Consider the following 22,368-nt stretch of genomic DNA (forward strand, 5'->3'; position numbering starts at 1 on the left):
TGCGCCGTCCATCGGCAGACCTCGTGCCGTTCCCGGCGGTCGCTCAGGTGATGTCGCGGCGGACCGTCGTGGCCGAGGCGACGACGGCGAACAGCAGCCCGTAGCCGATGAGGACGAGGGCGCCGCCCCAGGCGGGGAGCCACTCCGGCCTGCCCAGCCCGGTGTCCACGTCGATGCTCATCAGCGCCTGGGCCGCGCCGCCCGGCAGCCATTTGCCCACCGGGTGCAGCACGGGAATCGCGGTGAAGATGCTCTCGATCACGTACGCCCACACGACCGCGCCGACGATGCCGGCGATCTGGTTGCGCACCAGGGCCCCCAGGCCGATGCCGAACAGCCCGTAGAGAGAGGTGCTGACCAGGATGCCGAGGCTCACCTGGGGGATGCGCGACTCCGACAACGAGAGCTCTCCCCCCGACAGCAGGGTCGCGGGGATCACGACGGCGGCGACCACCACCAGGGCCACCACGGCGAAGAGCAGGCCGACGAGCGCACCGGTGATCAGCTTGGCGGCGATCACCCGCCTCCGGCGCGGCGTGGTGAGGAAGGTCCCCGTGACCGTCTGGTAACGGTACTCGGAGGTGATCATGACGACGCCGAGGATCATCACGAAGATGGAGCCGCCGGAGCCGGACGACCACGCGGTCTGAACCCATTCCGCGGTGTCCCGCGCGGGGAGGGCCGCCCCGCCGCCTGCCTCGTTGGTGACGCCGGCGAACGCGGTGATGAACGTCAGGTTGACGCCGATCAGGACGAGCATGACGAGCAGCATGATCCACCACAGGCGCGTGGTGAACAGCTTGCGTACCTCCGCCTTGACGAGCCCGATCATCGCTCCCCCGTCAGCTCGAGAAAGACCTTCTGCAGGTCGGACCGTTCCTGGGTCACCTCGGTCAGCACCACGCGCTGGTCGAGCGCGATCTGGCCCACGGACGTCGCGTCCATCCCCCGGACACGGAGCAGGCCGTCCTCGACCCGCTCGACGGCGGCTCCGGCCGCCTCCAGTGCGGGGGCGAGCGTGGCCGCGTCCGAGGCGCGGATCCGGATGGCCGAGTCGCCGTTCGTGGTGAGCTCCGCGAGGCTGCCCTGCCGTACGAGCCGCCCCTTGGCGATGATCACGACGTTGTCGACGGTCTGCTCGACCTCGGCCAGCACGTGACTCGAGACCAGCACCGCGGCGCCCTGGTCGTGGGCCAGGTGCCGGAGGAAGCCCCGGAGCCACTCGATGCCCGCGGGGTCGAGGCCGTTGGCGGGCTCGTCGAGAATGAAGATCTTGGGCCGTCCCAGCAGCGCGGACGACAGCGCCAGGCGCTGCCGCATGCCGAGCGAGAAACCGCCGACGCGCTTGTCGGCGACGTCGGCGAGGCCCACCATGGCGAGGGACTCGCTCGCGCGCTCGTCGGGCAGGCCGGCGGCGGCGCAGAGGATGCGCAGGTGGTCGAGGGCCGTGCGGCCCGGATGGAAACTGGTGGCTTCGAGCACGGCCCCGACCTCGGTGACGGGCTGGGGCAGTGTGACATAGCGCCTGCCGTCGACGAGCGCCTCTCCCGAGTCGGGAGTGACCAGGCCGAGCAGGCAACGCAGCGTTGTGGTCTTGCCGGCGCCGTTGGGACCGAGATAGCCGGTGACGGAGCCCGCCTCCACCGTGAAGGAGACCCCGTCGACCGCCTTCACCGAACCGAACGACTTCGCAAGGTCGCGGATTTCAATGGCAGTCATCCCGGCGATTATCGTGCGGGCTCCGCGGCGTTTCCTCCTTCTTGATGATGATCCGCCGGCGCTAGAGCCGATACACCCGTCTGGCGTTGCCCGACCCGATCATGTGGGCGACCCGGGCCGCGTCCGCCGCGCTCCACTCCCCCTCCTCGATGCGCTCGGCGAGCACCCGCGCGAGCCCCCGGCGGTGGTAGACCGCCCCGAGGAGGCACAACTCCGCGAGCCCGTAGCAGTCGGAGCTGAACATCTGCTTGTGAAAGGGGACGAGCTCGAGCATCTCCCTGAGCACCGCGGCCGACCCCGCGGCCGTGTACGTCAGCGCGAGGCCCACGTCGGCGTAGACGTGCGGGAAGACCGCCGCCAGATAGGCCGCCTGCCGGTGGAAGGGGTAGCAGTGCAGCAGCACCACGGGCATCCCGGCCGGCGCGACCGCCCGGATGAACCCCGTCAGCAGCGAGGGGTCCGAAGCGTGCAGGTCGAGGTCGGTGTCGCCGAAGCCGCAGTGGAACTGGAGCGGCAGGCTCCGCTCCCTCGCGACGTCGACCGCCGCCCAGAGCAGGTGCCGTACCAGGACGGGGTCGGTGAGCCGCTCCTTCGGGTCGGACAGCCGCCGGCCCGCGGCTGCGATCACCGCACCCCGGGACGGCCGGGACGGGTCGAACCCGAGCCCGCAGCGGTAGGCCGCGATCGACTTCAGCCCCACCGCGCGCGCCGCCCTGACGGCGAGCTCCTCGCGCAGCGCCTTCACGTAGCCCACGGCGGACAGCCCGGCCGTGGCGACCTCCTGCTCGATCTGCTCCAGCCGGACCACCTCGTCGGCCGCGGCGCCGCCCGTGCGGCCCATCTCCGCCGCGGTGAGCAGCTCGGGCCGGTCGAGCCCGGTGTCCACCAGGAAGGCCGCGACGCCGGCCCTGCGCAGGAGGCGGCGGTTCACCTCGGCCGCGCCGAGCTCCGCCCTGCGGGACAGGTAGACGGCGGGCGACACGTGCGGTTCGAGGTCGAGGGCGGGGGCGCACCAGCGCCGGATCCCCAGCCCGGCGGGGGTGTCGAAGTGCGTGGTGCCGGGCGGCGCGGGCGTGCCGGCCTCCGTGATCAGGGTCTCGAACTCCGACCGGGACAGGTCGTCGCGCCGCACGCCGTGACAGTGGTGGTCGACCATCGGAGCGGCGAGCGCCGCGCGGACCGGGTCGGGCAGGGGCACGGGCAGCGCGTCGTCCACTCTGATCTCCGGCACGGGAGTGGACTTTACGGGTCCACTCCCGTGCCGGCGCGGCTTTCGCGGCCCTCTTTACCTGCTTTACCCGGACGGCGTCAGCGGGTGAGCCGCAGGACGTTGGCGATGATCCGGGCCCCGGCGCCGCCCTGGGTGGTGAGGATCGACTCGGGGTGGAACTGCACCCCGAACCGCCGGTTCTCCACGTCTTCGATCGCCATCGCCGCGCCGTCCTCGGTCGAGGCGGTGACGGTGAAACCGCGGACACCGGGCTCCTTCGCGTGCACGGAGTGGTACCGGGCGGCGACGAACTCCTCCGGCAGCCCTTCGAGCAGCGCGCTGCTCCCCTCGCGGCGGACGTGGCCGCGCTTTCCGTGCTCGGGGTACGGCAGCAGCTCCAGCGTGCCGCCCGCCTGCTCGACCATCGCCTGCAGACCGAGGCAGACACCGAAGACCGGCAGGCCCTTGGCGTACACCGCGTCGAGGAGGGCGGCGGCGCCGAAGTCGGACGGCCAGCCGGGACCGGGAGAGAGGACGACCAGAGTGGGTGCGATCTCCTCGACCATCTCCGGCGGGAAGCCGTGCCTCATGGTCACGACGGAGGCCCCCTGCTGCCGGAAGTAGTCGGCCAGGGTGTTGACGAACGAGTCCTCGTAGTCGACCAGCAGGACCTTGTGGCCGTCGCCGGGCAGGTCGGCTCCCCGGTCCGGCGCCGTCTCGGCCCGCTCACGGCCGGCGGCGGCGAGCGCGGCCAGCAGGGCGCTGGCCTTGAGCTCGGTCTCCCGCTCCTCCGCGTCGGGGTCGGAGTCGTACAGCAGCGTCGCCCCCGCCCTGACGGCGGCGATCCCGTCGCGGATCTGGGCCGTCCGCAGGGTCAGGCCGGTGTTCATGGAGCCGTCGAAGCCGATGAAGCCGACGGCTCCGCCGTACCAGCGGCGGGTGGTCTCCTCGTGGTCCTCGATGAACTGCATCGCCCACGTCTTCGGGGCCCCGGTGACGGTGACGGCCCACATGTGGGTGAGGAACGCGTCGAGCGCGTCGAACTCGGGGCGCAGGCGGCCCTCGATGTGGTCGACGGTGTGGATCAGGCGGGAGTACATCTCGATCTGCCGGCGGCCGATCACCTTCACGCTGCCGGGGACGCAGATGCGCGACTTGTCGTTGCGGTCCACGTCGGTGCACATGGTCAGCTCGGACTCCTCCTTCACGCTGGACAGGAGGGTCCTGATGGCCTCGGCGTCCTCGACCGGGTCGGCGCCCCTGGCGATCGTGCCGGAGATCGGGCACGTCTCGACCCGGTCGCCGGTCACCCGGACGTACATCTCGGGGGACGCGCCCACCAGGTGCTCGCCGTCGCCGAGGTTGAGCAGGAACTCGTACGGGGCCGGGTTGCTCGTGCGCAGGGACCGGTAGAAGCCGGAGGGGTCGGCGCAGGACGAGTGGAAGACCTGGCCCGGGACCACCTCGAACAGGTCGCCTCGCTTGAACTTCTCCTTGGCCGTGGCGACGATCTTCGCGTACGTCCCCTTTTCCGGATTTTTCGGTATTTCGGTGGGGGTGACCAGCGGAAAGCCGTCACCCGAGCGGTCCATGCCCCGGGTGGAGACGCCGTCGACGGTGAAGTCGTAGGTGTACTCCACGCTGGTCTCGCGGACCCGGTCGATCACGACGAGCCGGTCGGGGAGGTGGAGCACGAGGTCGCGCTGGTCCGCCGGGCGGCTGAGGCGGTAGCGGATCGGCTCGAACTGGAAGGCCAGGTCGTAGCCGAACGCGCCGTAGAGGCCCAGGTGCGGGTCGTCGCCCCGGAAGGCGGCGATCACCTCGCGGATCGCGGTGAAGACCGTCGGCCGCCGGCTGCGGAACTCCTCGGGCAGCAGGTCCTCCGACTCGGCCACGTGGACCTCGACGTGCCCGGCGTCCGGCTCCGACACCGGCTTGCCCGCGGCGAGCAGGCAGGAGGCGATCACCGGCAGGACGACGCGGCCGCGTTCGTTGAGGGCACGGGCCGAGATCCGCCGCCCCCTCGCCACGATCTCCACGCACGGATCGACGTAGCCGAAGGCCCATCGGCTGTAGCGGCCCGGATAGTCCATGCCGGAGGAGAACGCCCCGCCGCGGCGCTCCCCCAGGGCCGTCACGATCTCCTCGAGGGCCTCCTCGGGCACCTCACGCACGCCACGCTCGACCGCGACGCCCCCTGCGGTGGTATATCCGCTGGTCTCCACTGCCTCGCCCCTTTAAGTCGTATGCCCCGGGGGCGGACACACAGAAAAGGCCGCCTCTCGGGGCGGCCAGTCGATCTGCTCACAACGAACTCGCGCCGCCTGCTAGCGGCGCCACCACTGAAGTGATGCGGAAGTTCGCATGCCGCCAGGGTAGCGGTGCGCGTCGTGATCAGGCAACGCGGCAATACGATCATGTAAATGGACAAACAGGACGATAGACCCCAAGAAGGCACAGAGTATTGATATTCTGTTACCAAGAGGTTAAGGAGGCGGCGTGGCTTACCTGCCTGTTCCCCGGCTACCCGTCCCGCGGTTGCCGGTCCCCCGCCCACCCGGTGTGCCTCGGCGCGTACGGGTGAGGCGGGACATTCCCGTTCCGATGCCGGACGGCGTGGCGCTGCTGGCCGACCACTACATCCCCGTGGGCGCCCACCAGCCGCCGGCCATCCTGATCCGCACGCCGTACGGCAGGGCCGGGGTTTTCGGCTGGCTGTACGGCTGGACGTTCGCCCGCCACGGGTTCCAGGTGATCATTCAGAGCTGCCGCGGGGGCTTCGGCTCGGGCGGCCTGCTCGACCCGCTGGGCGACGAGCGCGAGGACGGGCTCGCGACGGTCCGCTGGATGCGCGGCCAGCCCTGGTACGGCGGCGGCTTCGCCATGCACGGCCCCTCCTACCTCGGCTACAACCAGTGGGCGATCGCCTCGGAGACGCCCGATCTCATGGCCATGGCGACCCAGGTCACCGCCTCGAACTTCCGGGACGCGGCCTACGTCGGCGGGGCGTTCGCGCTGGAGTCCTCGCTGATCTGGACCACGCTGACCACCCAGATGGAGGGCCGCCTCGGCGGCATGGCGGCGCTGACCGCCCCGTGGCGGACGCGGCGCGCCGTCCTGTCGGGACGCCCGTTGTCGGAGCTCGACCTCGCGTCCGCGGGGCGGCCCATGCCGTTCTTCCAGGAACTGCTGGCCAACCACTCCGACCCGGCCTCGGCGTACTGGAAGAAGAGGGACTTCTCGGCCACCGTGGGCGAGGTGACGGCCGAGGTCACGATGACCGGCGGCTGGTACGACGTGTTCCTCCCGTGGCAGCTCAAGGACTACGCGGCCATGCGGGCGGCCGGGCGGCAGCCGTACCTCACGATCGGGCCCTGGTACCACGCCGACATCCGGCACGGCAGGGTCTCGAACACCGACGCCCTCGCCTGGTTCCGCGCGCACCTCATGGGCGACTACTCCGGGCTGCGGGCCTCGCCCGTCCGGCTCTACGTGACCGGCGCGAACGAGTGGCGGGACTTCCCCGACTGGCCGGTGGCGGGCACGCATCCGGTCCGCTGGCATCTCCAGCCCGGTTTCGGGCTGTCGCGGGACAACCCGGCGGAGTCCCCGCCGGACGAATACCGCTACGACCCGGCCAACCCGACCCCGGTGATCGGGGGCCCGGTGCTGATCGGCAACTCCGAGCCGCGCGACAACCGGCGGCTGGAGTCCCGTAAAGACATGCTCGTCTACACGTCGCACGTGCTGGCCGAGGACACCGACGTGATCGGGCCGGTGACGGCCGAGCTGTACCTGCGGTCGAGCCGGGAGCACACCGACATGGTGGTGCGGATCTGCGACGTCCACCCCGACGGGTCGTCGATGAACGTGTGCGAGGGGGTCCGGCGGCTGACGCCCTCGGTGCCCGCCGACGGGGACGGCGTGCGCCGGGTGGAGGTCGACCTGTGGCCGATGGGCCACCGGTTCCGCCGCGGCCACCGGATCCGCGTGCATGTGGCGAGCGGGGCCTACCCGCGGATCGCCCGGAACCCGGGGACCGGCGACCCCCTGCCCTTCGGCGCCACCATGTACCCCTCCGACCAGGAGATCCTGCACACCCCCGCCCACCCCAGCGCGGTGATCCTCCCCCACCTCCCCCAATGACACCGATTTGGGTGTGATCATGCACAGGTTCGGCGAGGTGCCCTCCGACGTGCCCCTTCCCTCGCCGTGATCATGCACGGGTTCGGCTGCGGGGCCTGCGAGCTGCGCGAACGCCGACCGTGATCATGCGGGGGATTCAGGGAGGTTGCGGGGGTGACCGCCGAATGTGTGCATGATCACACACCGGAGAGGGTCGCTCGTCGCGGCAACACGACCGTTTGGCGATCAGCGATCCCTCCCGTTCACTGGGGACTTTACGCTGCGGATCAGTTCGTGTCCGAAGGAGCGTGCGATGACCACCCCCCGCACTGATCGCAGTCCATGGAACTGGTTGCTCCTGCTGCCGATCGCCGTCCCCCTGATACCGGCCCTGTTCAACGCGGTCGAGCCGCGACTGTTCGGCATCCCGCTGTTCTACTGGCTGCAGCTCGCCTTCGTCCTCCTCAGCGTCGCCGTGACCCTGGTCGTCTACCACATGACGAGGAGGGCCCGGTGACCACCGAGATCGTCATCTTCACCGTCCTGTTCCTCATCGTCAGCGGCATGGGCTTCGTGGCCTCCCGCTGGCGCCGGCCCGACGACATCGCGAGCCTCCACGAATGGGGGCTGGGCGGCCGCAACTTCGGCTCGTGGATCACGTGGTTCCTCGTCGGAGGCGACCTCTACACGGCCTACACGTTCGTGGCGGTGCCCGCCCTCGTGTTCGGCGCGGGCGCGACGGGCTTCTTCGCCGTGCCGTACACGGTGATCGTCTACCCCCTGGTCATGATCGTGCTGATCCGCCTCTGGTCGGTGTCGCACGTGCACGGGCTGGTCACACCGGCCGACTTCGTGCGGGCGAGGTTCGGCTCGCCCACCCTGGCGCTGCTCGTCGCCGTCACGGGCATCGTGGCGACCATGCCGTACATCGCCCTGCAGTTGGTCGGCATCGAGGCGGTCCTGAAGACGATGGGCGTGACCGGCGACCTTCCGCTCATCATCGCCTTCGCGATCCTCGCCGCCTACACCTACCAGTCCGGGCTGCGCGCCCCCGCGCTGATCGCCTTCGTCAAGGACATCCTCATCTACGTGGTGATCCTGGTGGCGGTCATCTACATCCCGGCGCAGCTGGGCGGCTGGGGATCGATCTTCGACGCGGCCCAGGCCAAGTTCGACGCCACGCCCGCGCCCACCGACGGCGTCCTGCTCAACGCCAACAACCAGCTCCAGTACGTCACGCTGGCGCTGGGCTCGGCGCTCGCGCTGTTCCTCTACCCTCACAGCGTCACCGGCGTGCTGGCCTCCAAGAACCGTGACGTGATCAAGCGCAACATGTCCGCGCTGCCCGCCTACAGCGTGCTGCTGGGCCTGATCGCGCTGCTCGGCTACATGGCCATCGCAGCGGGGGTGGAACCGATCGGCACCGACGTGAACACGGTCGTGCCGCAGCTGTTCGACCGGATGTTCCCCGACTGGTTCGCCGGCGTGGCGTTCGCCGCGGTCGGCATCGGGGCGCTCGTGCCCGCCGCGATCATGTCGATCGCCGCCGCCAACCTGTTCACCCGGAACATCTACCGCGAGTACATCAAGCGGGACGCCACGGACGCGCAGGAGGCCGCGGCCAGCAAGATCGCCTCGCTGGTGGTGAAGGTGGGCGCGGTGCTGTTCATCCTGCTCATCGATCCGCAGTTCTCGATCGACCTGCAGCTGATCGGCGGCGTCATCATCCTGCAGACGCTTCCGTCCGTCGCCCTCGGCCTGTTCACCCGGTGGTTCCACCGGGCCGGCCTGATCGCCGGATGGACCGCGGGCATGGCCGCGGGCATGCTGATGCTGTACAACATCGCCAACCCCGCGACCAACCACGCCCACTTCGGCAGTTCGGCGTTCGCCCTGTCCAAGCTGGGCCTGGACACCAAGATGACGATCTACGCCGGTTTCCTGGCGCTCGCCGTCAACCTGATCGTCGCGCTGCTCGGCACGCTCATCGCGCGGTCCGCCAAGCTCGCCGACGGTCCCGACGCCACCCGCACCGACGACTACACGGCCGACCAGGGCGACCCCCGGGTGCACGATCTCGAGGTCACCAGCTCCACCTGACCAGCCGGATCTCCCCGGCGTGCGGCCGATCCGTGCGCCGGGGAAAATCCGTTGCGGCGCGTCCGCGCGCCCGCGCACCCTGGACGGGTGGCGATTCTCCAGGCGGACCTGCTCGCCAAGCGTTTCGGTCCCGTGACGGCGGTCGACGAAGTCAGTCTCACGGTCGCCGAAGGCGAGATCGCCGGACTGCTCGGGCCGAACGGCGCGGGGAAGTCCACGACGCTGCACATGCTGCTCGGGCTCGTCACGCCCGACTCGGGCCGGATCAGGATCTTCGGCCTCGACCTGGAACGGCACCGCACGGAGGTCCTGAACCAGGTCAACTTCTCCGCGAGCTACCTGGGCCTGCCGGGCGTGCTCCAGGTGCGCGAGGTCCTCGACGCGTTCGCCCGCCTGTACGGCCTGCGCCGCCCGGCGGTGACGGTCGCGGAGGTCGCCGAGCTGCTGGAGATCGGTCCCCTGCTCCGGCGCAAGGTCATCGACCTGTCGTCGGGGCAGCAGACCCGCGTCCAGCTGGCCAAGGCGCTGCTGAACAGGCCGAAACTGCTGATCCTCGACGAGCCCACCGCGGCGCTCGACCCGGACGCGGGCGACCGCATCCGGAACCTGCTCGTCGGCGTGGCGAGGGAGTGGGGCGGCGCCATGCTGATCACCTCGCACAACATGCGCGAGGTCGAGCGGATGTGCGACCGCATCCACTTCATGTCGGGCGGGCGGATCATCGCGACGGGCACGGCCGCCGAGCTCGCCGACCTCTTCGACGTGGCGGACCTCGAAGAGGTCTTCCTCAAGGTCGCCCGGCAGTGATCCGGGGATCCCACGATCCGCGGAGCGGAGGAAAGCGATGACCACGACGGCCTTCCCCCCGTTGAGCGCGGCGGCCCGGCGCCGCCGGATCGGCGGGGTCGTCCGCCGCGACCTGGCGGCGCTGCGCCGCAGCCCGATCCGGATCTTCGAGATCGTCTTCTGGCCGACGGTCGAGCTCGTGGTGTGGGGGTTCGTGACGGTGTACCTCCGGGCAGGCGACGTCCCGTTCATCGTGTCGGCGCTGCTCGGCGCCGTGCTGCTGTGGCAGATCCTCCACCGGGCGTCCAACGAGGTGTCCATGGGGTTCCTCGAGGACATCTGGTCGCGCAACCTGCTGAACATGCACGTCACCCCGCTGACGGCGGCGGAGTACCTGAGCGGGCTCGTGGTGTTCTCCCTCACCAAGGTGGTCTTCAGCGTCGCCGTGATGGGCACGCTGGCGTACGTCCTCTACGGGTTCGGGATCCTGACGGTCGGCGTGGCGCTCGTGCCGTTCATGGCGGTGCTGCTCGTGCTCGGCTGGGCCCTCGCCATCGCCGCGATCTCCTGTGTGCTGCGTTTCGGCGAGGGCGCCCAGGTGATCGCGTGGAGCCTCGTCTTCGTGTTCCAGCCGATCGCGGGGGTCTTCTATCCGGTGTCCGTGTTGCCGTCGGGCCTCCAGGTGGTCGCCTGGTTCGTCCCGGCGACCCACGTCTTCCAGGGGATGCGGGACGTGCTCGGCGGGGCCGCGATCCCGTGGGACCGGATGGCCGCGGCGGCCGCGCTCGACGTCGTGTACGTCGCCCTGGCCCTCGGGCTCTACACGGTGACCCTCCGGCACGCCCGCGCGAAGGGGCGTCTGTCCCGTTTCGGCGAGTGAGTGTCACATTCCGGCCCGCCGAATCGTCTTCCCTATGTCCTTGGACGGTCGATCTGTAATAAAAGGGGCAGGCAGCCAAGGGCAGCCGATTCCGCGAACCCGGGAGAACATGAGCATGACCGAACGGCAGACAGTGGTGATCGTCGGAGGTGGTTTCGCGGGCTTCACCGCGGCCAGGACCCTCGCCCGGATCACCCGGGGGACGGCGGACATCATCCTGATCAACCCGACCGACTACTTCCTCTACCTCCCGCTGCTGCCGGAGGTGGCCGCGGGGATCCTCGACCCGCGCAAGGTCGCGATCCCGCTGTCCGGCAACTGCCCCGGCGTACGGCACCTGCTCGCCGCCGTCGACTCCGTCGACATCCAGAACCGCCGGCTGACCTGCACGGACCCGGAGGGTAACTCCCGGGAACTCGGGTACGACCGGCTGGTCCTCGCGGTGGGCAGCGTCAACAAGCTGCTCCCCGTCCCGGGGGTGGCCGACCACGCCCACGGCTTCCGCAGCGTCGGCGAGGCGCTCTACCTGCGCGACCACCTGATCCGGCAGATCGAGCTGGCCGACGCCGCCGACGATCCGGAGGAGCGCGCGGCGCGTTGCACGTTCGTCGTCGTCGGCGCGGGATACACCGGCACCGAGGTCGCCGCCCAGGGCCAGCTGCTGACCCGGGACGCGCGCAGGCGCCGGCCGGGCCTGCGCGACCAGCCGCTCCGCTGGATCCTCGCCGACCTCGCCCCGCGCATCCTGCCCGAGCTCGACGAGCACCTGTCCCGGACCGCCCACCGGACCCTGGTCAAGCGCGGGATGGAGATCCGCACCGGCACGAGCGTGTCCGAGGCGACCGCCGAGGGGGTCAAGCTCTCCGACGGGGAGTTCGTGCCGACCCGCTCGCTGATCTGGTGCGTGGGCGTGCGGCCCGATCCTTTCGTGGAGTCGCTGGGCCTGCCCACGGAGAAGGGCCGCCTGCTGACGGACGAGTACCTGAACGTGCCCGGCCATCCGGAGATCTTCGCCGTCGGGGACGCCGCGGCCGTCCCCGACCTCACCAGACCGGGCGAGTACACGACCATGACCGCCCAGCACGCCCAGCGCCAGGGCAAGCGCGTCGCGCACAACGTGTCCGCCTCCCTCGGCATGGGCACACGCCGGCCGTACCGGCACAGCGACCTGGGGTTCGTCGTCGACCTGGGCGGGGTCAAGGCGGCGGCCAACCCGCTGGGGGTGCCGCTGTCCGGCATCGTGGCCAAGGCCGTCACCCGGGGCTACCACCTGCTCGCGCTTCCCGGCGGCAGGGCCCGCATCGCCGGCAACTGGCTGCTCGACGCCGTGCTGCCCCGCCAGACGGTCCAGCTCGACCTGGTGCGCGGTTCGGCCGTCCCGCTCGCAGGAACGACTCCCGAACGGCCCCAGGAGCCCACCGCCTGACGCCTGTCCTCGCGTAAACGATCGACGGCGCGCCGACTCCGGTAGTGTGCGCGACGCGGACGTTCCCCCCAGGCGAGAGGCAGCGGAAGTGGACGAGGCGGGCGCGCCACTGGTGCCGGGGTACGAAGTGCTCGGTGTCCTCGGCCAGGGCGGGTTCGGCGTCGTCTACCGGGCCAGGCAGCTCGCCGTGGGCCGCGAGGTCGCCCTGAAGATCGACAACCGCGTGCTGGTGTCGGAGCGCGACCAGCGGCGTTTCATGCGCGAGGTGACGGCGGCGGGCGCGCTGTCGGGGCACCCCCACGTGGCCGACATCCACGACGCGGGCATGCTCCCCGACGGCCGGCCGTACATGGTCCTGGAGCTGTGTCCCGGCGGATCGCTGGCCGACCAGCTGAGGCGCAACGGGCCGCTGGGCGCCCACGAGGTCCGCGACATCGGCATCAAGATCGCCGACGCCCTGTCCGCCGCGCACGCGGCCGGAGTCCTGCACCGGGACGTCAAGCCGGCCAACATCCTCATCAACTCCTACGGGATGGTGGCGCTGTCGGACTTCGGGCTGGCCACCAGGCCCGGGGCCGACCCCGCGCAGAGCGAGATGTCGGTGACCAGGGAGTCGCTCACCCCCGCGTACGCTCCTCCGGAGGCGTTCGACCTGACCGAGCCGACCGCGGCCGGGGACGTCTACGCCCTCGCCGCCACCCTCTACGCGCTGCTGCAGGGCAGGCCGCCCCGCTTCCCCGAGGGCGGCGTCGTCAACCTCGCGGTGATCATGGTGCTGCACCGGCGGCCCGTCCCCGAGATCCCCGGCGTGCCGGCCGCGTTCACCGCCGTGCTCCGGCACGGCATGGCCACCGATCCCGCGCAGCGCATCCAGACGGCCGCCGAGTTCCGCGACGCGCTGGCCGCCCTGGACGTCGACGGCTCGTCGATGTCTTCCGGCGTCAGCCAGGCGTCGGCGTCGAGCCTGGCCACGCCGTCCTACGCCGTGACCGGACCGGACGCCGACCGGCCGTCGGCGGACCCGCAGCCGACGGGCCCGGATCTGCTCTCCGAGGCGAGCAGACCCCACACCGTTCCGTCCGGCCTGCTGTCGGGCGGCTCGCGCCAGTCGACGATCTTCGCGGCCGTGGCCGCGGTGTTCGCGCTCCTGCTCGCCGCCGGGGTCGGCGTCCTGCTCTTGGACCGTCCCCCGCCGCCGCCCCAGGCGGGCGGGCAACCCGGTCCGCCACCGGGGCAGCCCGGAGGCCCGCCGCCGCCCAACTACGAAGTGCCCGTCACCTACGACGGCTGCCCGGCCTCCTCCGTGCCGGGAGTGATGGGAGCCGCGTGCGTCGTCAAGCCGGAGTGCTGGCACGGGCTCACCTCGACTGCCGGAGACGTGACCGCACGGGCCGCGTCCTGTGACGGGCCGCACTCCTGGGAGACGTACGCCATCGCGCCGCTGCCTCTCGAGCTGAGCACGAGCGACCAGGAGACGGTGGCCAGGCATCCCGCCGTGGCGAGCCTGTGCACCCTGGACACCCTGCTCAAATCACGGCACGGCGCCGCGGCGAAGCTGACACCCGACAGGTGGGAGGTCGACGTGCTGCCGCCGAGCGCCGCCCGGTTCGCGGCGGGTTCCCGGGTCTTCCGTTGCGTCGGTCACGTCACCGGCAAGGAGACGACGGGCAGCGCCTTCGCCGTGCAGAGCTGACCGCGGCCTCGGAGCCCTTCAGTCGCGGCGCGAGACTCGCACGCGTGCTGCGGGCGTACGGCTATCGCTGCCTCCCGGCCAGTTCGGTGAACTCGGCCAGGGCGTCTCTCAGGTAGTCGATGAGGTCCCAGACGTCGGGGACCATCTCCCTGTCCACGACGATGCCGAAGTCGATCCGCCCGTCGTAGGAGAACACGGTGATGTTGATCCCGCCGCTCACATCGGTGATCACCGACATCGGGTACTGCGCCAGCACCCGCCCGCCGCAGATGTAGAGCGGCGACTGGGGGCCCGGCACATTCGAGATGAGCAGGTTGACCGCGGGAGCCGTACGGGAGGCTAGCCGGAACGCCGAACGGTTGGCGAGGGCGCTCAGCGCGGCCGGCATGGCCTGGCTGAACTCCAGCAGCCAGGTGGCGGGCGCCGCCGCGAACCGGTCCTTGACGAGCTTCATGGACTGGTTGACCGACTTCAGGCGCTCCTCGGGGTCGGCCACGTCGGTCGGGATGGTCGTCATCGCCAGCATGACCTCGTTGGCCAGGGAGTCGTCGGACCGTTGTCCCCGGGTCGAGATGGGGATGCCCGCGACCAGCGGCAGGCGGGGCAGTTCGTCGCGCTTGTCCAGCCACCTCCGCAGGGCCGTCGCGCACAACGCCAGCACGACGTCGTTGACGGTGACCCCGAAGGCGTTCTTGACGTGCTTGACCTCGTCCAGCGGGAGCGCCCCGAACGCGAACCTGCGGTGTTCCGAAACCCGTCCGGAGAACGGCGTGCGCGGCACCGACATCCGCGGCAGGCCCGGCAGACTGGCGCCGCTGCCACGGATCAGGCGCGACAACAACCCGGCCCCGGGGATCTGAGAGATGATCGGGACCTCGTCGAGCCTCGACACCGCCTCGCTGAAGAACCGCATCAGGGCCAGCGGGTTGTCCAGGATCCGCGCGACCCCCCTGATGATCATCTCGAGGGGTTCGGGGGCGCGTTGCGCCGACTCCCAGAGCGGCACGTCGGGTGAGCCGTCCGGCGGCGCGACCTCGCGCGGCTCCGGCGTGAAGTCCATGAGGGCGGCCAGCACCTCGGCGCCGGTGACACCGTCGACGGCCGAGTGGTGCACCTTGGTGTAGACGGCCACCCGTCCGTCCGCGAGCCCGTGGATCAGATAGAGCTCCCAGAGCGGGCGCCGCCGGTCGAGCCGCCTGCTGTGCAACCGGGCCGCCTGAGCGGCGAGCTGGTGGTCGCTGCCCGGCGGCGCCAGTGCGAGCTCGCGGACGTGGTAGTCGAAGTCGACCTCCTCGTCCTCGGCCCAGTAGGGGTGATCGAGCCCCAGCGGCACCTCGACCAGGCGGCGGCGCAGCGGCGGCGCGAGGTGGAGCCGGTCGCGGAGCAGGCCGACCAGATCGTCCCGGGTGATGACGCCCCCGGGCGCGGTGGACGGGTCGAGGATGGTGAGCCCCGCGATGTGCGCGAGGTTCGTGGCCGTCTCGAAGTTGAGGAACTGCGCGTCGAGGGCGCTGAGTTGCCGTCCCATGCCCTACTCCCTGCCCCGAAAATCCGGACTTGGACCAGCCGCCGCACCGGGGCCGTCTCCAGATTTCACAATCTGGAGACGGTCCCGGTGCGGGCGGGGTCCGCCGGCCTAGAGGCGCAGCAGGAAGATCTGCTGGGTGCCGTCCCGCTGGGTGCGGGTGGCCCCCCGGTCGCTGGTGAAGACCACGAATCCGTCGGCGGCGGACGGGAAGGCGCCGTTGGCGAGGGTGCTGAGCTGCGCCGGCGCGGTCCAGCCCGTGGCCCGGTCGAGCCGGGAGGTGAAGACCTTCCACCGCCAGTCGGCGGAGCGGGTGTCGTACCAGACCGCGCGGACCGAGCCGTCCGAGTCCCGGCTCAGGCTGGGACGCTGGCTCATCGCGGCGGGGTTCAGCCCGACCGGCTCCGACGCGGACCAGGTCCTGCCGCCGTCGAAGGACCGGCTGGCGCGCAGCGACAGGTTCGCCCCCGAGCTCTGCAGCCGCTTGGTCTCCCACATGATCACGACTGTGCCGTCGCGGTCCACCGCGATGCCCGGGTGCCGGTCGGCTGCGTCCGTGGCGGCGCTCACCTGCACGGGCGCGGACCAGCTCTTCTCCCTGGCGGGCCGGACGCTCGCCACGATCTGCCAGTTGTCCGGGTCGGTGCCGCCACCGGCCGGCTGGCCGGCGGGCGGGGTGTGGCCCGTCCAGAGCGGGTCGGGGTCGAACCGGTTGTCCTGCCAGGTCACCACGAGCCCGCCGTCCTTCGCGGCGGCGATCGCGGGGAACAGGGAGGCGGGGTGGCGGGGCGACCTCGCGTCCGTGGCGGTTCCCGCCGAGACGGCCTTGCCGGGCGCCGACAGGTTGACCGGCGCCTGGTCGACGCCGATCACCTGCGCGTAGACGTCGAACGCGCCTCCGTCGTTGTCGGCCCACGCGACGACGGCGTGCCGTCCGTCCAGGACCGCCACCGCCGGGTGGATGGCCCGGCCCTGGGTGTCCGTGAGGCGTACGGCCGGCTCGAAGGAGTGCCCGCCGTTGCGGCTGTGGCGCAGGAAGATCTGCGACCGGTGCGGGCGCTCCTGGCCGCGCGAGTCCTGCCACACGACCCAGACGTCGTCGCCGGACGCCGCGATCTTCGGCGAGGAGGCGGTGGGCGAGCCCGCCGACAGTTCGATCGTGTGCTGGGCGTTGCCGTGCGGCTCCACCCGGCGGTAGACGACGGAGGTCCTGTGGTCGCGGTGGACCTGGGCGACGACGTGCGCGACCGATCCCTGCCCCGCGACGTCGGCGAAGCCCGCGAACCGGCCCGTGTCGCCGAGCGCCAGGGCCGCGTGGTCGTCGCGGGTCTCCGCGGGCGGAAGAGCGATCTCGGGGGCCGGCACGGCGGGCGCGTTCAGCGAGACGAACACCGGCGAGGTGGCCGCGCGCAGCTGGTCGGGGAGCGTCGGGTCGGCGTCGACCCCTGACGGGTCTCCCGGCGCGCGGACCTCGGCCCGGAACCAGTTGTGGGCGCCGTCGAGCGTGAAGGGCACGAGGTACGTCTGGTCGGCCGAGGCCGGGGTGAACGTCGCCAGCGGACCGGCGGCGCGCCCGGGGGACGCGTAGACGTGGACCTTGGTGCCCACGCCGCCGCGGATGCGGACCCGCAGGCGGGCCTTCTTCGGGAGACGTCGGTCGCGGACGATCACCTCGTCGCCGCCGACGGCCTCGAACACGCCGTCACCGTCGACGTCGGCCTCGATCGTGACGAACGCCCCCTGAGGCGTGGCGGAGACCACCGTGCGGCCGGCGCGGAGCGCGTCCAGGATCCCCCGCACGGAACGCTCGGCGGCGAACACCCAGGTCGTGGGCTGGCCGGGGCTCGCCTTCCCCCACACCTCGCGGAAGTGGCAGTCGCTCGCGGCGACGGCGCCGAAGCGGAACCCCTTGTTCCAGCGGTTCTCGGCGTAGTCGATCTCCGCGTCGGGGTCGGAGGCGACGTTCCACACCTCGACCGTGTTCACGCCCTGGGCACTGGCGTTCTCGTTGGGCCCGGCCTCGCGCGTGTACTCGCCGTCGTCGGGGTGGGCCGTCCCCCAGGACGCGTCCTGGGCGTGCGCGTCCCAGATCGACTGCTGGACGTGGCGGAACGCCGGGGAGCCGGGCGGGTTCGCCCCGTCCACGATCGTGTCGACCGCTCCGAGGACGGTGGCGTGCGGGGAGCCGTTCGCCTCCTCACCGGGGAGGAGGATCAGCTTCGACGAGCGCCACTGGGGGTCCCAGTGCTGGTCGTAGGTGCGGTGGTCGGTCAGCGGCAGGAAGTCGAGCCCCATCCGCTCGGCCTCGGCGATCTGGTCGCTGACGGGGAGGTTCCCCGGCAGCGCCTGCTTGGAGGTCTGGCGGGGGAGGCTGCCGTCCGACGAGTGGTCATCGTGCGCGTGGGTCTCCCCGGCCAGCCACTCGCCCCGCGGCGCCGCCTTCTTCGCGTGGTCCGTGGTCTGCTGGGCGGAGGCGGCCGCCTGCTCCACGGGCAGCCCGGCGGCGGCGACCGCCGTCCCGCCGGCCACGATGAACTGCCTTCTGTTCAGCTCCATTGACGTCCCCCTCAGGTGCCCGCGTCGAGGTGATCTCGGCGGTCAAGCGCGGAGAACGTTAGCCATCGCACTGTGGCGAGAGCTGAATCAGACCGGAAGACCATATGTCCGTTTTCTTAATCCCTCGGACACTTCGTACGTCTCACGGCATCGGTCGGAGCCGGGGCTACGGTGAAACGGCGTGGACATAGAGGGAGACGGCGCAGAAGACGAGGCCGACCACGGCGAAGACCGCCCCGCCGACGACGCCCCTGCCCGACGGAGTGTCGATCCGGATGCGCGTCGGCCTCTCCGGGTCGTAAAGGATGGGGACGCGCTCCCCCGGCATGGCGGCGGGGCGTCCGGCGCCGATGTTCGCCTCCGTCTCCACCTGCTGGCCGTAGACGGTCGTGAACCGCACGGTCGGGTAGTAGACGCGGGACCGGTGCCCCTGCCGCCCCGTCCGCCGGGTCCGCAGTCTCACGACCTCCCCGTCCGCCCGCTCGGCGTGGCGCAGGAATCGGTACGAGCCGATCCCCATGACGCCTCCGGCCACGATCAGACCGGCGCCGACGATTCCGAATATGAGCGAGAAAAAGAGGTTCTGGACCACGCCAGCACCGTAGGGGGAAGAGCTTGCCCCCGCCTTGCGATCGAGTTGCCGTACAGTCACACCCTCGCGGGCCGGCCTGTCACGGGCGCAGGCGCATCAGCGTCTCGGCCACGTCGAACACCGACTCGCCCAGATCGAAGCGGCTGAACAGGTGGATCTGCTCCCCCGCGTCGATCTCGAGCAACTCGGTGGTCAGGCCGTAGCGGCGGCGGCTGTCCACCCGGATCCGGTCGACGTCGTTCCAGGAGATCCGCTCCTTGCCGGCGAGCCCGGCGACGACCAGCCCGTCGTCCCCCACGGCCAGCCGTACGGGCGCGAAGAGGTCACGGACCGCCAGCACGGCGAACCCGACGGCGGCGATTCCGGCCAGCAGGAGTTGCCGGCGGTCACCGATGAGCGCCAGCCCCACGCATACGGCGACACCGGCGGCCTTCAGAGCAGTGACCTGCCAGGGCACCCGCCATTCGTGCCGCGGCCCCTCAACATCAGCCACCGTGAGAGCGTAACCCCTCAGCGACCCGTGCGCAGATCTTGCCTCGCGCCATGGCGTCCCTTCCGGCCTGGTAAGGGCTATGTCACCGGGAGGATCCGGGCCTCGACGACACGGCCGTCCTCGATGTCGAGCACGCCAACGGTCCCCTGCGGCTGCCTGCGGCGATCGGTCGGCGACCCCGGGTTGAAGATCCGGACGCCGTCGCCCGTGAGGTCCATCGGGATGTGGGAGTGCCCGAAGACGACGAGGTCGGCACCGGGAAACCGGCGGCGCATCCGGGCCGTCCTCCCGGCGGCCGGCCCGCTGTCGTGGATCATCCCCACCCGCAGGCCGTCGAGCTCGAACTCCAGCGTCTCCGGCGCGCCCCAGGCGGCCACGTCCCGCCCGTCGTTGTTGCCGAGCACCGCCCGGACGGGCGCGTAGGCGGCGAGCTCGACCAGCACGTCCGCCGTGCAGACGTCTCCGGCGTGCAGGATCAGGTCGGCGCGGCGAAGGTGCTCCGCCACCGCGGACGGGCACGACTTCCAACGTCGCGGCGCATGGGTGTCCGACAGGACCACGACCCTCATCGTTCCATCCTCCCCGAACCGGCCCCAGGCGCCGGAAGTCGGCGCGAGATCACGGGATAACACCGAATATTCAGGGGAATAGGAACCCACGTCCCCGCCGTGACACGTCGCCGACGTGAGGCGCGCACCACACGCCGGCCCCCACCCGGCGCCGCTCGGGAGGAACGATGACGAGGCAGATCGCCGACGGCTTCCAGAACCCCCGGCTCATCGAGTTGGAAGCCCGCGTCCGCGGGCTGGAGACACAGGTCGCCCACCTCACCGAGCTGGTCAAGGCCCTCTCCGGCGAGCGCGACCCCACCTGACCGGCCAGCCGTCCGACCCTGCCGGGCTGCCCTCCCCCGATCCCCCGGCCACCGGGCCCGCGCGGGGTGCCCAGACCTCACGCAGCGCCCAGACCTCGCCCCGCGCCCGGCGCTCGGGTCGCGCCCAGATCTCGCACCGGGCCCAGACCTCGCACGGCGCGGGACGGTCACCAGCGCGGCGGGTTGTCCGGGTGCCCGGGTCCGCGAATCCCTTCACGCTCGGAGACCAGGTCCCCCACGTACGGCTCCGGCACGTACCGCTCCCGCTTGGTGGTGGCCGCCAGCGCTCCCAGCGCGACCAGCACGGCGGCTGAGATCGCCAGCAGCGCCAGTACGGCGAGCACCGCCAGCGCCGCGAGGGAGATGATCGCTCCCAGCAGGTCTCCCATACGTCGTCCCCCACGAGGTCGGCCCGGCGATCCCGCAGGGCGGCACGCGAGATCGCGTCATAGCGGCTGAGTGCCCTGTTTAAGGAGATTCATACTTTTGCTCGGCGGACACCGCCAGACCGCGCCGATCGGAAGTCCCCGGCCGGCCTCCCGGCAGGACGTCGAGGCGGCGCAGGATCATCCCCTCGCGCAGCGCCCACGGGCACAGCTCCAGCACGGGCAGGCCGAGCAGGTCCATGGCGGCGTCGGCGACGACCGCCCCCGCGAGAAGTTGCGGCGCCCTCCCGACGGACACCCCGGGCAGCTTGGACCGCTCGGCCGCCGGCATCGCGGACAGTCGCGCCGTCCATTCCGTCAGGGCGCCGTGCGCGAGCGTGCGCCTGATGTACGGGCCCTCGCTCGAGGAGGCCGCGCCCGCGATCCTGGCGAGCTGGCGGAAGGTCTTCGACGTGGCGACGGCGTGGTCGGCCCGGCCGTACCGGGTGATGGCTCCGACCTGGCGGGCGATCTCGGCCCGGGCATGGCGCCGCAGCAGGCGCACCTCCTCGGCGGGAGGTGGGTCGGTGGTGAAGAAGTCCCTGGTCAGCCGTCCGGCCCCGAGCGGAAGCGACACCGCTACGTCGGGCTCCTCGTCGATGCCGGAGGCGATCTCCAGCGAACCGCCCCCTATGTCGACGACGAGGAGACGGCCCGACGACCATCCGAACCACCGGCGGACGGCGAGGAAGGTCAGGCGGGCCTCGTCGTCGCCGGAGAGCACCTGGATCCCGACCGGCGTGCCCGACTCGATCCTGCTGAGGACGTCCTCGCCGTTGACCGCGTCGCGGACCGCCGAGGTGGCGAAGGCCACCAGGTCCTCCACGCCCTTGTCCTCGGCGATGCGCAGGGCGTCGGCGACCGTCGCGCTCAGTCTCGCCGCGCCCTCCTCCGAGAGCCTGTTGCCGTCCACGAGGTGCTCGGCCAGACGCAGCTCCTCCTTGTGGGAGAAGGCGGGGATGGGACGAGCGCCCTGGTGCGCGTCCATCACCAGCAGGTGCACCGTGTTGGAACCGACGTCCAGGACTCCGAGTCGCATGATCCGACGCTACCGCCCACGACAGAGCGGTTTCCGCACATCCCCGTCCATTACACCGTGCGAAGCTGCAGAATCGGACGCTCAGTGACGCACCTCACGATATTGGGCTAACCGTAAATCACGATACGCGACTTAATAATTACGTATCGTGGCGGACGCTCCTCTTGCGGGTCATTCCATGACAAGACGACACTCGAAAACGGGCTTTGCCGCGATCTCGGCAGTGGGGCACGAGATCTCCGGCGACCCATCGACCAAGGGGGTGGTCCGGGTGCCGGAGGGGTTCAGCACCTACGAGACGTGGCCTTTCGAGTGCCTGCACTGCCTGCGCGTCTGGGAGGAGGAGTACCTCGTGCGCCGCCAGTCGGACGGGCACGGCAACGACGTCGTCATCTGGACCCGGGAGGGCACGCAGGTCCAGCCTCCCTGGTCGGGCATGTTCTGCCCGCACTGCGGATGCGGCAGTGTGACGACCTTCCCCACGGGCTACCTGGCACACCACGCGGAGATCACCGCCCGCGCGGCCGCCGTGCCCCCCGCGCTGGAGGCGGCCGGACGCCGGCACCCCACCCCGCTCCTGCCGTACGCCCTGCTGGCGATCTCGCTGCTCGTCTTCACCGGCGTCGAGATGTACGGCCAGGCGATCAGGCACTGATCACGCCATCGAGGCCCCGGCGGGAAGCAAGCCGCCGGGGCCTCGGCGTGCGGTCTTTTCTCGCATATTGACGCTCGTGCGGACCGTGGGTAAGTTCACCTTAATTAAAAGGAAAGCTTACTAATAGTTCCCTGCGAACCCACAGGCAGGACCCACGCCATGCCACGGTCACCGCCCGTCCTCTTTCCGATCCCCTGTGCCCCGGCATTCCACGCGACCGGCCGCGGCCGGCCTCGCGCACGCGTCCTCCGCACCCTCCCCTCGCATCCG

At 71.1% G+C, this 22,368-nt stretch carries 20 protein-coding genes; 9 read left to right on the forward strand and 11 right to left on the reverse strand.

Annotated elements, in window-relative coordinates; all coding sequences use genetic code 11:
• Positions 1–43 precede the first annotated feature (43 nt).
• The 4 genes from Pph01_RS09115 to Pph01_RS09130 form a co-directional block, all read right to left on the reverse strand.
• Positions 44–832: an ABC transporter permease gene (locus tag Pph01_RS09115; protein ID WP_204072567.1), complete on the reverse strand. Its 789-nt coding sequence runs from the start codon at positions 830–832 to the stop codon at positions 44–46.
• Positions 829–1,719 carry an ABC transporter ATP-binding protein gene (locus tag Pph01_RS09120; RefSeq protein ID WP_204072568.1) on the reverse strand — a complete coding sequence of 297 codons (891 nt, stop codon included), beginning with the start codon at positions 1,717–1,719 and terminating at the stop codon, positions 829–831. The genes Pph01_RS09115 and Pph01_RS09120 overlap by 4 nt, the downstream gene beginning before the upstream one ends.
• A gap of 61 nt (positions 1,720–1,780) precedes the next feature.
• The gene (locus Pph01_RS09125) at positions 1,781–2,950 is read right to left on the reverse strand and encodes an amidohydrolase family protein (RefSeq protein ID WP_239116540.1); all 1,170 of its coding nucleotides are present in this window, start codon (positions 2,948–2,950) and stop codon (positions 1,781–1,783) included.
• A gap of 77 nt (positions 2,951–3,027) precedes the next feature.
• Complete coding sequence (locus tag Pph01_RS09130; RefSeq protein ID WP_204072569.1) at positions 3,028–5,154, reverse strand: anthranilate synthase component I; 2,127 nt, start codon at positions 5,152–5,154, stop codon at positions 3,028–3,030.
• A 274-nt stretch (positions 5,155–5,428) separates the two neighbouring features.
• On the opposite strand from Pph01_RS09130, the gene Pph01_RS09135 reads away from it, so the two are divergent.
• The 7 genes from Pph01_RS09135 to Pph01_RS09165 all read left to right on the forward strand — a co-directional run bounded on the left by Pph01_RS09135 (position 5,429) and on the right by Pph01_RS09165 (position 13,939).
• Positions 5,429–7,075 carry a CocE/NonD family hydrolase gene (locus Pph01_RS09135; protein WP_308441887.1) on the forward strand — a complete coding sequence of 549 codons (1,647 nt, stop codon included), beginning with the start codon at positions 5,429–5,431 and terminating at the stop codon, positions 7,073–7,075.
• 292 nt (positions 7,076–7,367) lie between these two features.
• Entirely contained in the window at positions 7,368–7,571 is a 204-nt protein-coding gene (locus tag Pph01_RS09140) for a DUF3311 domain-containing protein (protein ID WP_204072570.1), read from the forward strand.
• The gene (gene mctP, locus Pph01_RS09145) at positions 7,568–9,154 is read left to right on the forward strand and encodes a monocarboxylate uptake permease MctP (RefSeq protein ID WP_239116541.1); all 1,587 of its coding nucleotides are present in this window, start codon (positions 7,568–7,570) and stop codon (positions 9,152–9,154) included. Before Pph01_RS09140 ends, mctP begins: the two co-directional genes overlap by 4 nt.
• An 87-nt stretch (positions 9,155–9,241) precedes the next feature.
• Positions 9,242–9,961 (forward strand): ABC transporter ATP-binding protein, encoded by a 720-nt coding sequence (locus Pph01_RS09150; RefSeq protein ID WP_204072571.1) that lies wholly within the window; start codon positions 9,242–9,244, stop codon positions 9,959–9,961.
• Positions 9,962–9,998: 37 nt separating this feature from the next.
• On the forward strand, positions 9,999–10,820 hold the full coding sequence (locus Pph01_RS09155) for an ABC transporter permease (RefSeq protein WP_204072572.1): 822 nt from the start codon (positions 9,999–10,001) through the stop codon (positions 10,818–10,820).
• 115 nt (positions 10,821–10,935) lie between these two features.
• On the forward strand, positions 10,936–12,246 hold the full coding sequence (locus Pph01_RS09160) for an NAD(P)/FAD-dependent oxidoreductase (RefSeq protein WP_204072573.1): 1,311 nt from the start codon (positions 10,936–10,938) through the stop codon (positions 12,244–12,246).
• A gap of 88 nt (positions 12,247–12,334) precedes the next feature.
• A complete protein-coding gene (locus Pph01_RS09165) occupies positions 12,335–13,939 on the forward strand; it encodes a serine/threonine-protein kinase (protein WP_204072574.1) in 1,605 nt (534 codons plus the stop codon).
• Positions 13,940–14,000: 61 nt separating this feature from the next.
• On the opposite strand, the gene Pph01_RS09170 is transcribed toward Pph01_RS09165, so the two are convergent.
• The 5 genes from Pph01_RS09170 to Pph01_RS09190 form a co-directional block, all read right to left on the reverse strand.
• On the reverse strand, positions 14,001–15,467 hold the full coding sequence (locus Pph01_RS09170; protein WP_204072575.1) for a WS/DGAT/MGAT family O-acyltransferase: 1,467 nt from the start codon (positions 15,465–15,467) through the stop codon (positions 14,001–14,003).
• A 108-nt stretch (positions 15,468–15,575) separates the two neighbouring features.
• Positions 15,576–18,020 carry a CehA/McbA family metallohydrolase gene (locus Pph01_RS09175; protein ID WP_204072576.1) on the reverse strand — a complete coding sequence of 815 codons (2,445 nt, stop codon included), beginning with the start codon at positions 18,018–18,020 and terminating at the stop codon, positions 15,576–15,578.
• 166 nt (positions 18,021–18,186) lie between these two features.
• Positions 18,187–18,612, reverse strand: coding sequence for a DUF3592 domain-containing protein (locus Pph01_RS09180; protein WP_204072577.1), 426 nt, complete (start codon positions 18,610–18,612; stop codon positions 18,187–18,189).
• A 79-nt stretch (positions 18,613–18,691) separates the two neighbouring features.
• Entirely contained in the window at positions 18,692–19,105 is a 414-nt protein-coding gene (locus Pph01_RS09185; protein ID WP_204072578.1) for a PH domain-containing protein, read from the reverse strand.
• 77 nt (positions 19,106–19,182) lie between these two features.
• Entirely contained in the window at positions 19,183–19,674 is a 492-nt protein-coding gene (locus Pph01_RS09190) for a metallophosphoesterase family protein (RefSeq protein ID WP_204072579.1), read from the reverse strand.
• Positions 19,675–19,841: 167 nt separating this feature from the next.
• Here Pph01_RS09190 and Pph01_RS09195 point away from each other — a divergent pair, with 167 nt between their 5' ends.
• Positions 19,842–19,979, forward strand: a complete 138-nt coding sequence (locus Pph01_RS09195) for a hypothetical protein (protein WP_203955333.1) — start codon at positions 19,842–19,844, stop codon at positions 19,977–19,979.
• Positions 19,980–20,146: 167 nt separating this feature from the next.
• On the opposite strand, the gene Pph01_RS09200 is transcribed toward Pph01_RS09195, so the two are convergent.
• A complete protein-coding gene (locus tag Pph01_RS09200) occupies positions 20,147–20,368 on the reverse strand; it encodes a hypothetical protein (protein WP_204072580.1) in 222 nt (73 codons plus the stop codon).
• Positions 20,369–20,447: 79 nt separating this feature from the next.
• Positions 20,448–21,443: a Ppx/GppA family phosphatase gene (locus Pph01_RS09205; RefSeq protein WP_204072581.1), complete on the reverse strand. Its 996-nt coding sequence runs from the start codon at positions 21,441–21,443 to the stop codon at positions 20,448–20,450.
• Positions 21,444–21,666: 223 nt separating this feature from the next.
• On the opposite strand from Pph01_RS09205, the gene Pph01_RS09210 reads away from it, so the two are divergent.
• Positions 21,667–22,098: a hypothetical protein gene (locus Pph01_RS09210; protein ID WP_204072582.1), complete on the forward strand. Its 432-nt coding sequence runs from the start codon at positions 21,667–21,669 to the stop codon at positions 22,096–22,098.
• Positions 22,099–22,368: the final 270 nt, after the last annotated feature.

The organism is Planotetraspora phitsanulokensis, from assembly GCF_016863295.1.
Taxonomy (GTDB): Bacteria; Actinomycetota; Actinomycetes; order Streptosporangiales; family Streptosporangiaceae; genus Planotetraspora; species Planotetraspora phitsanulokensis.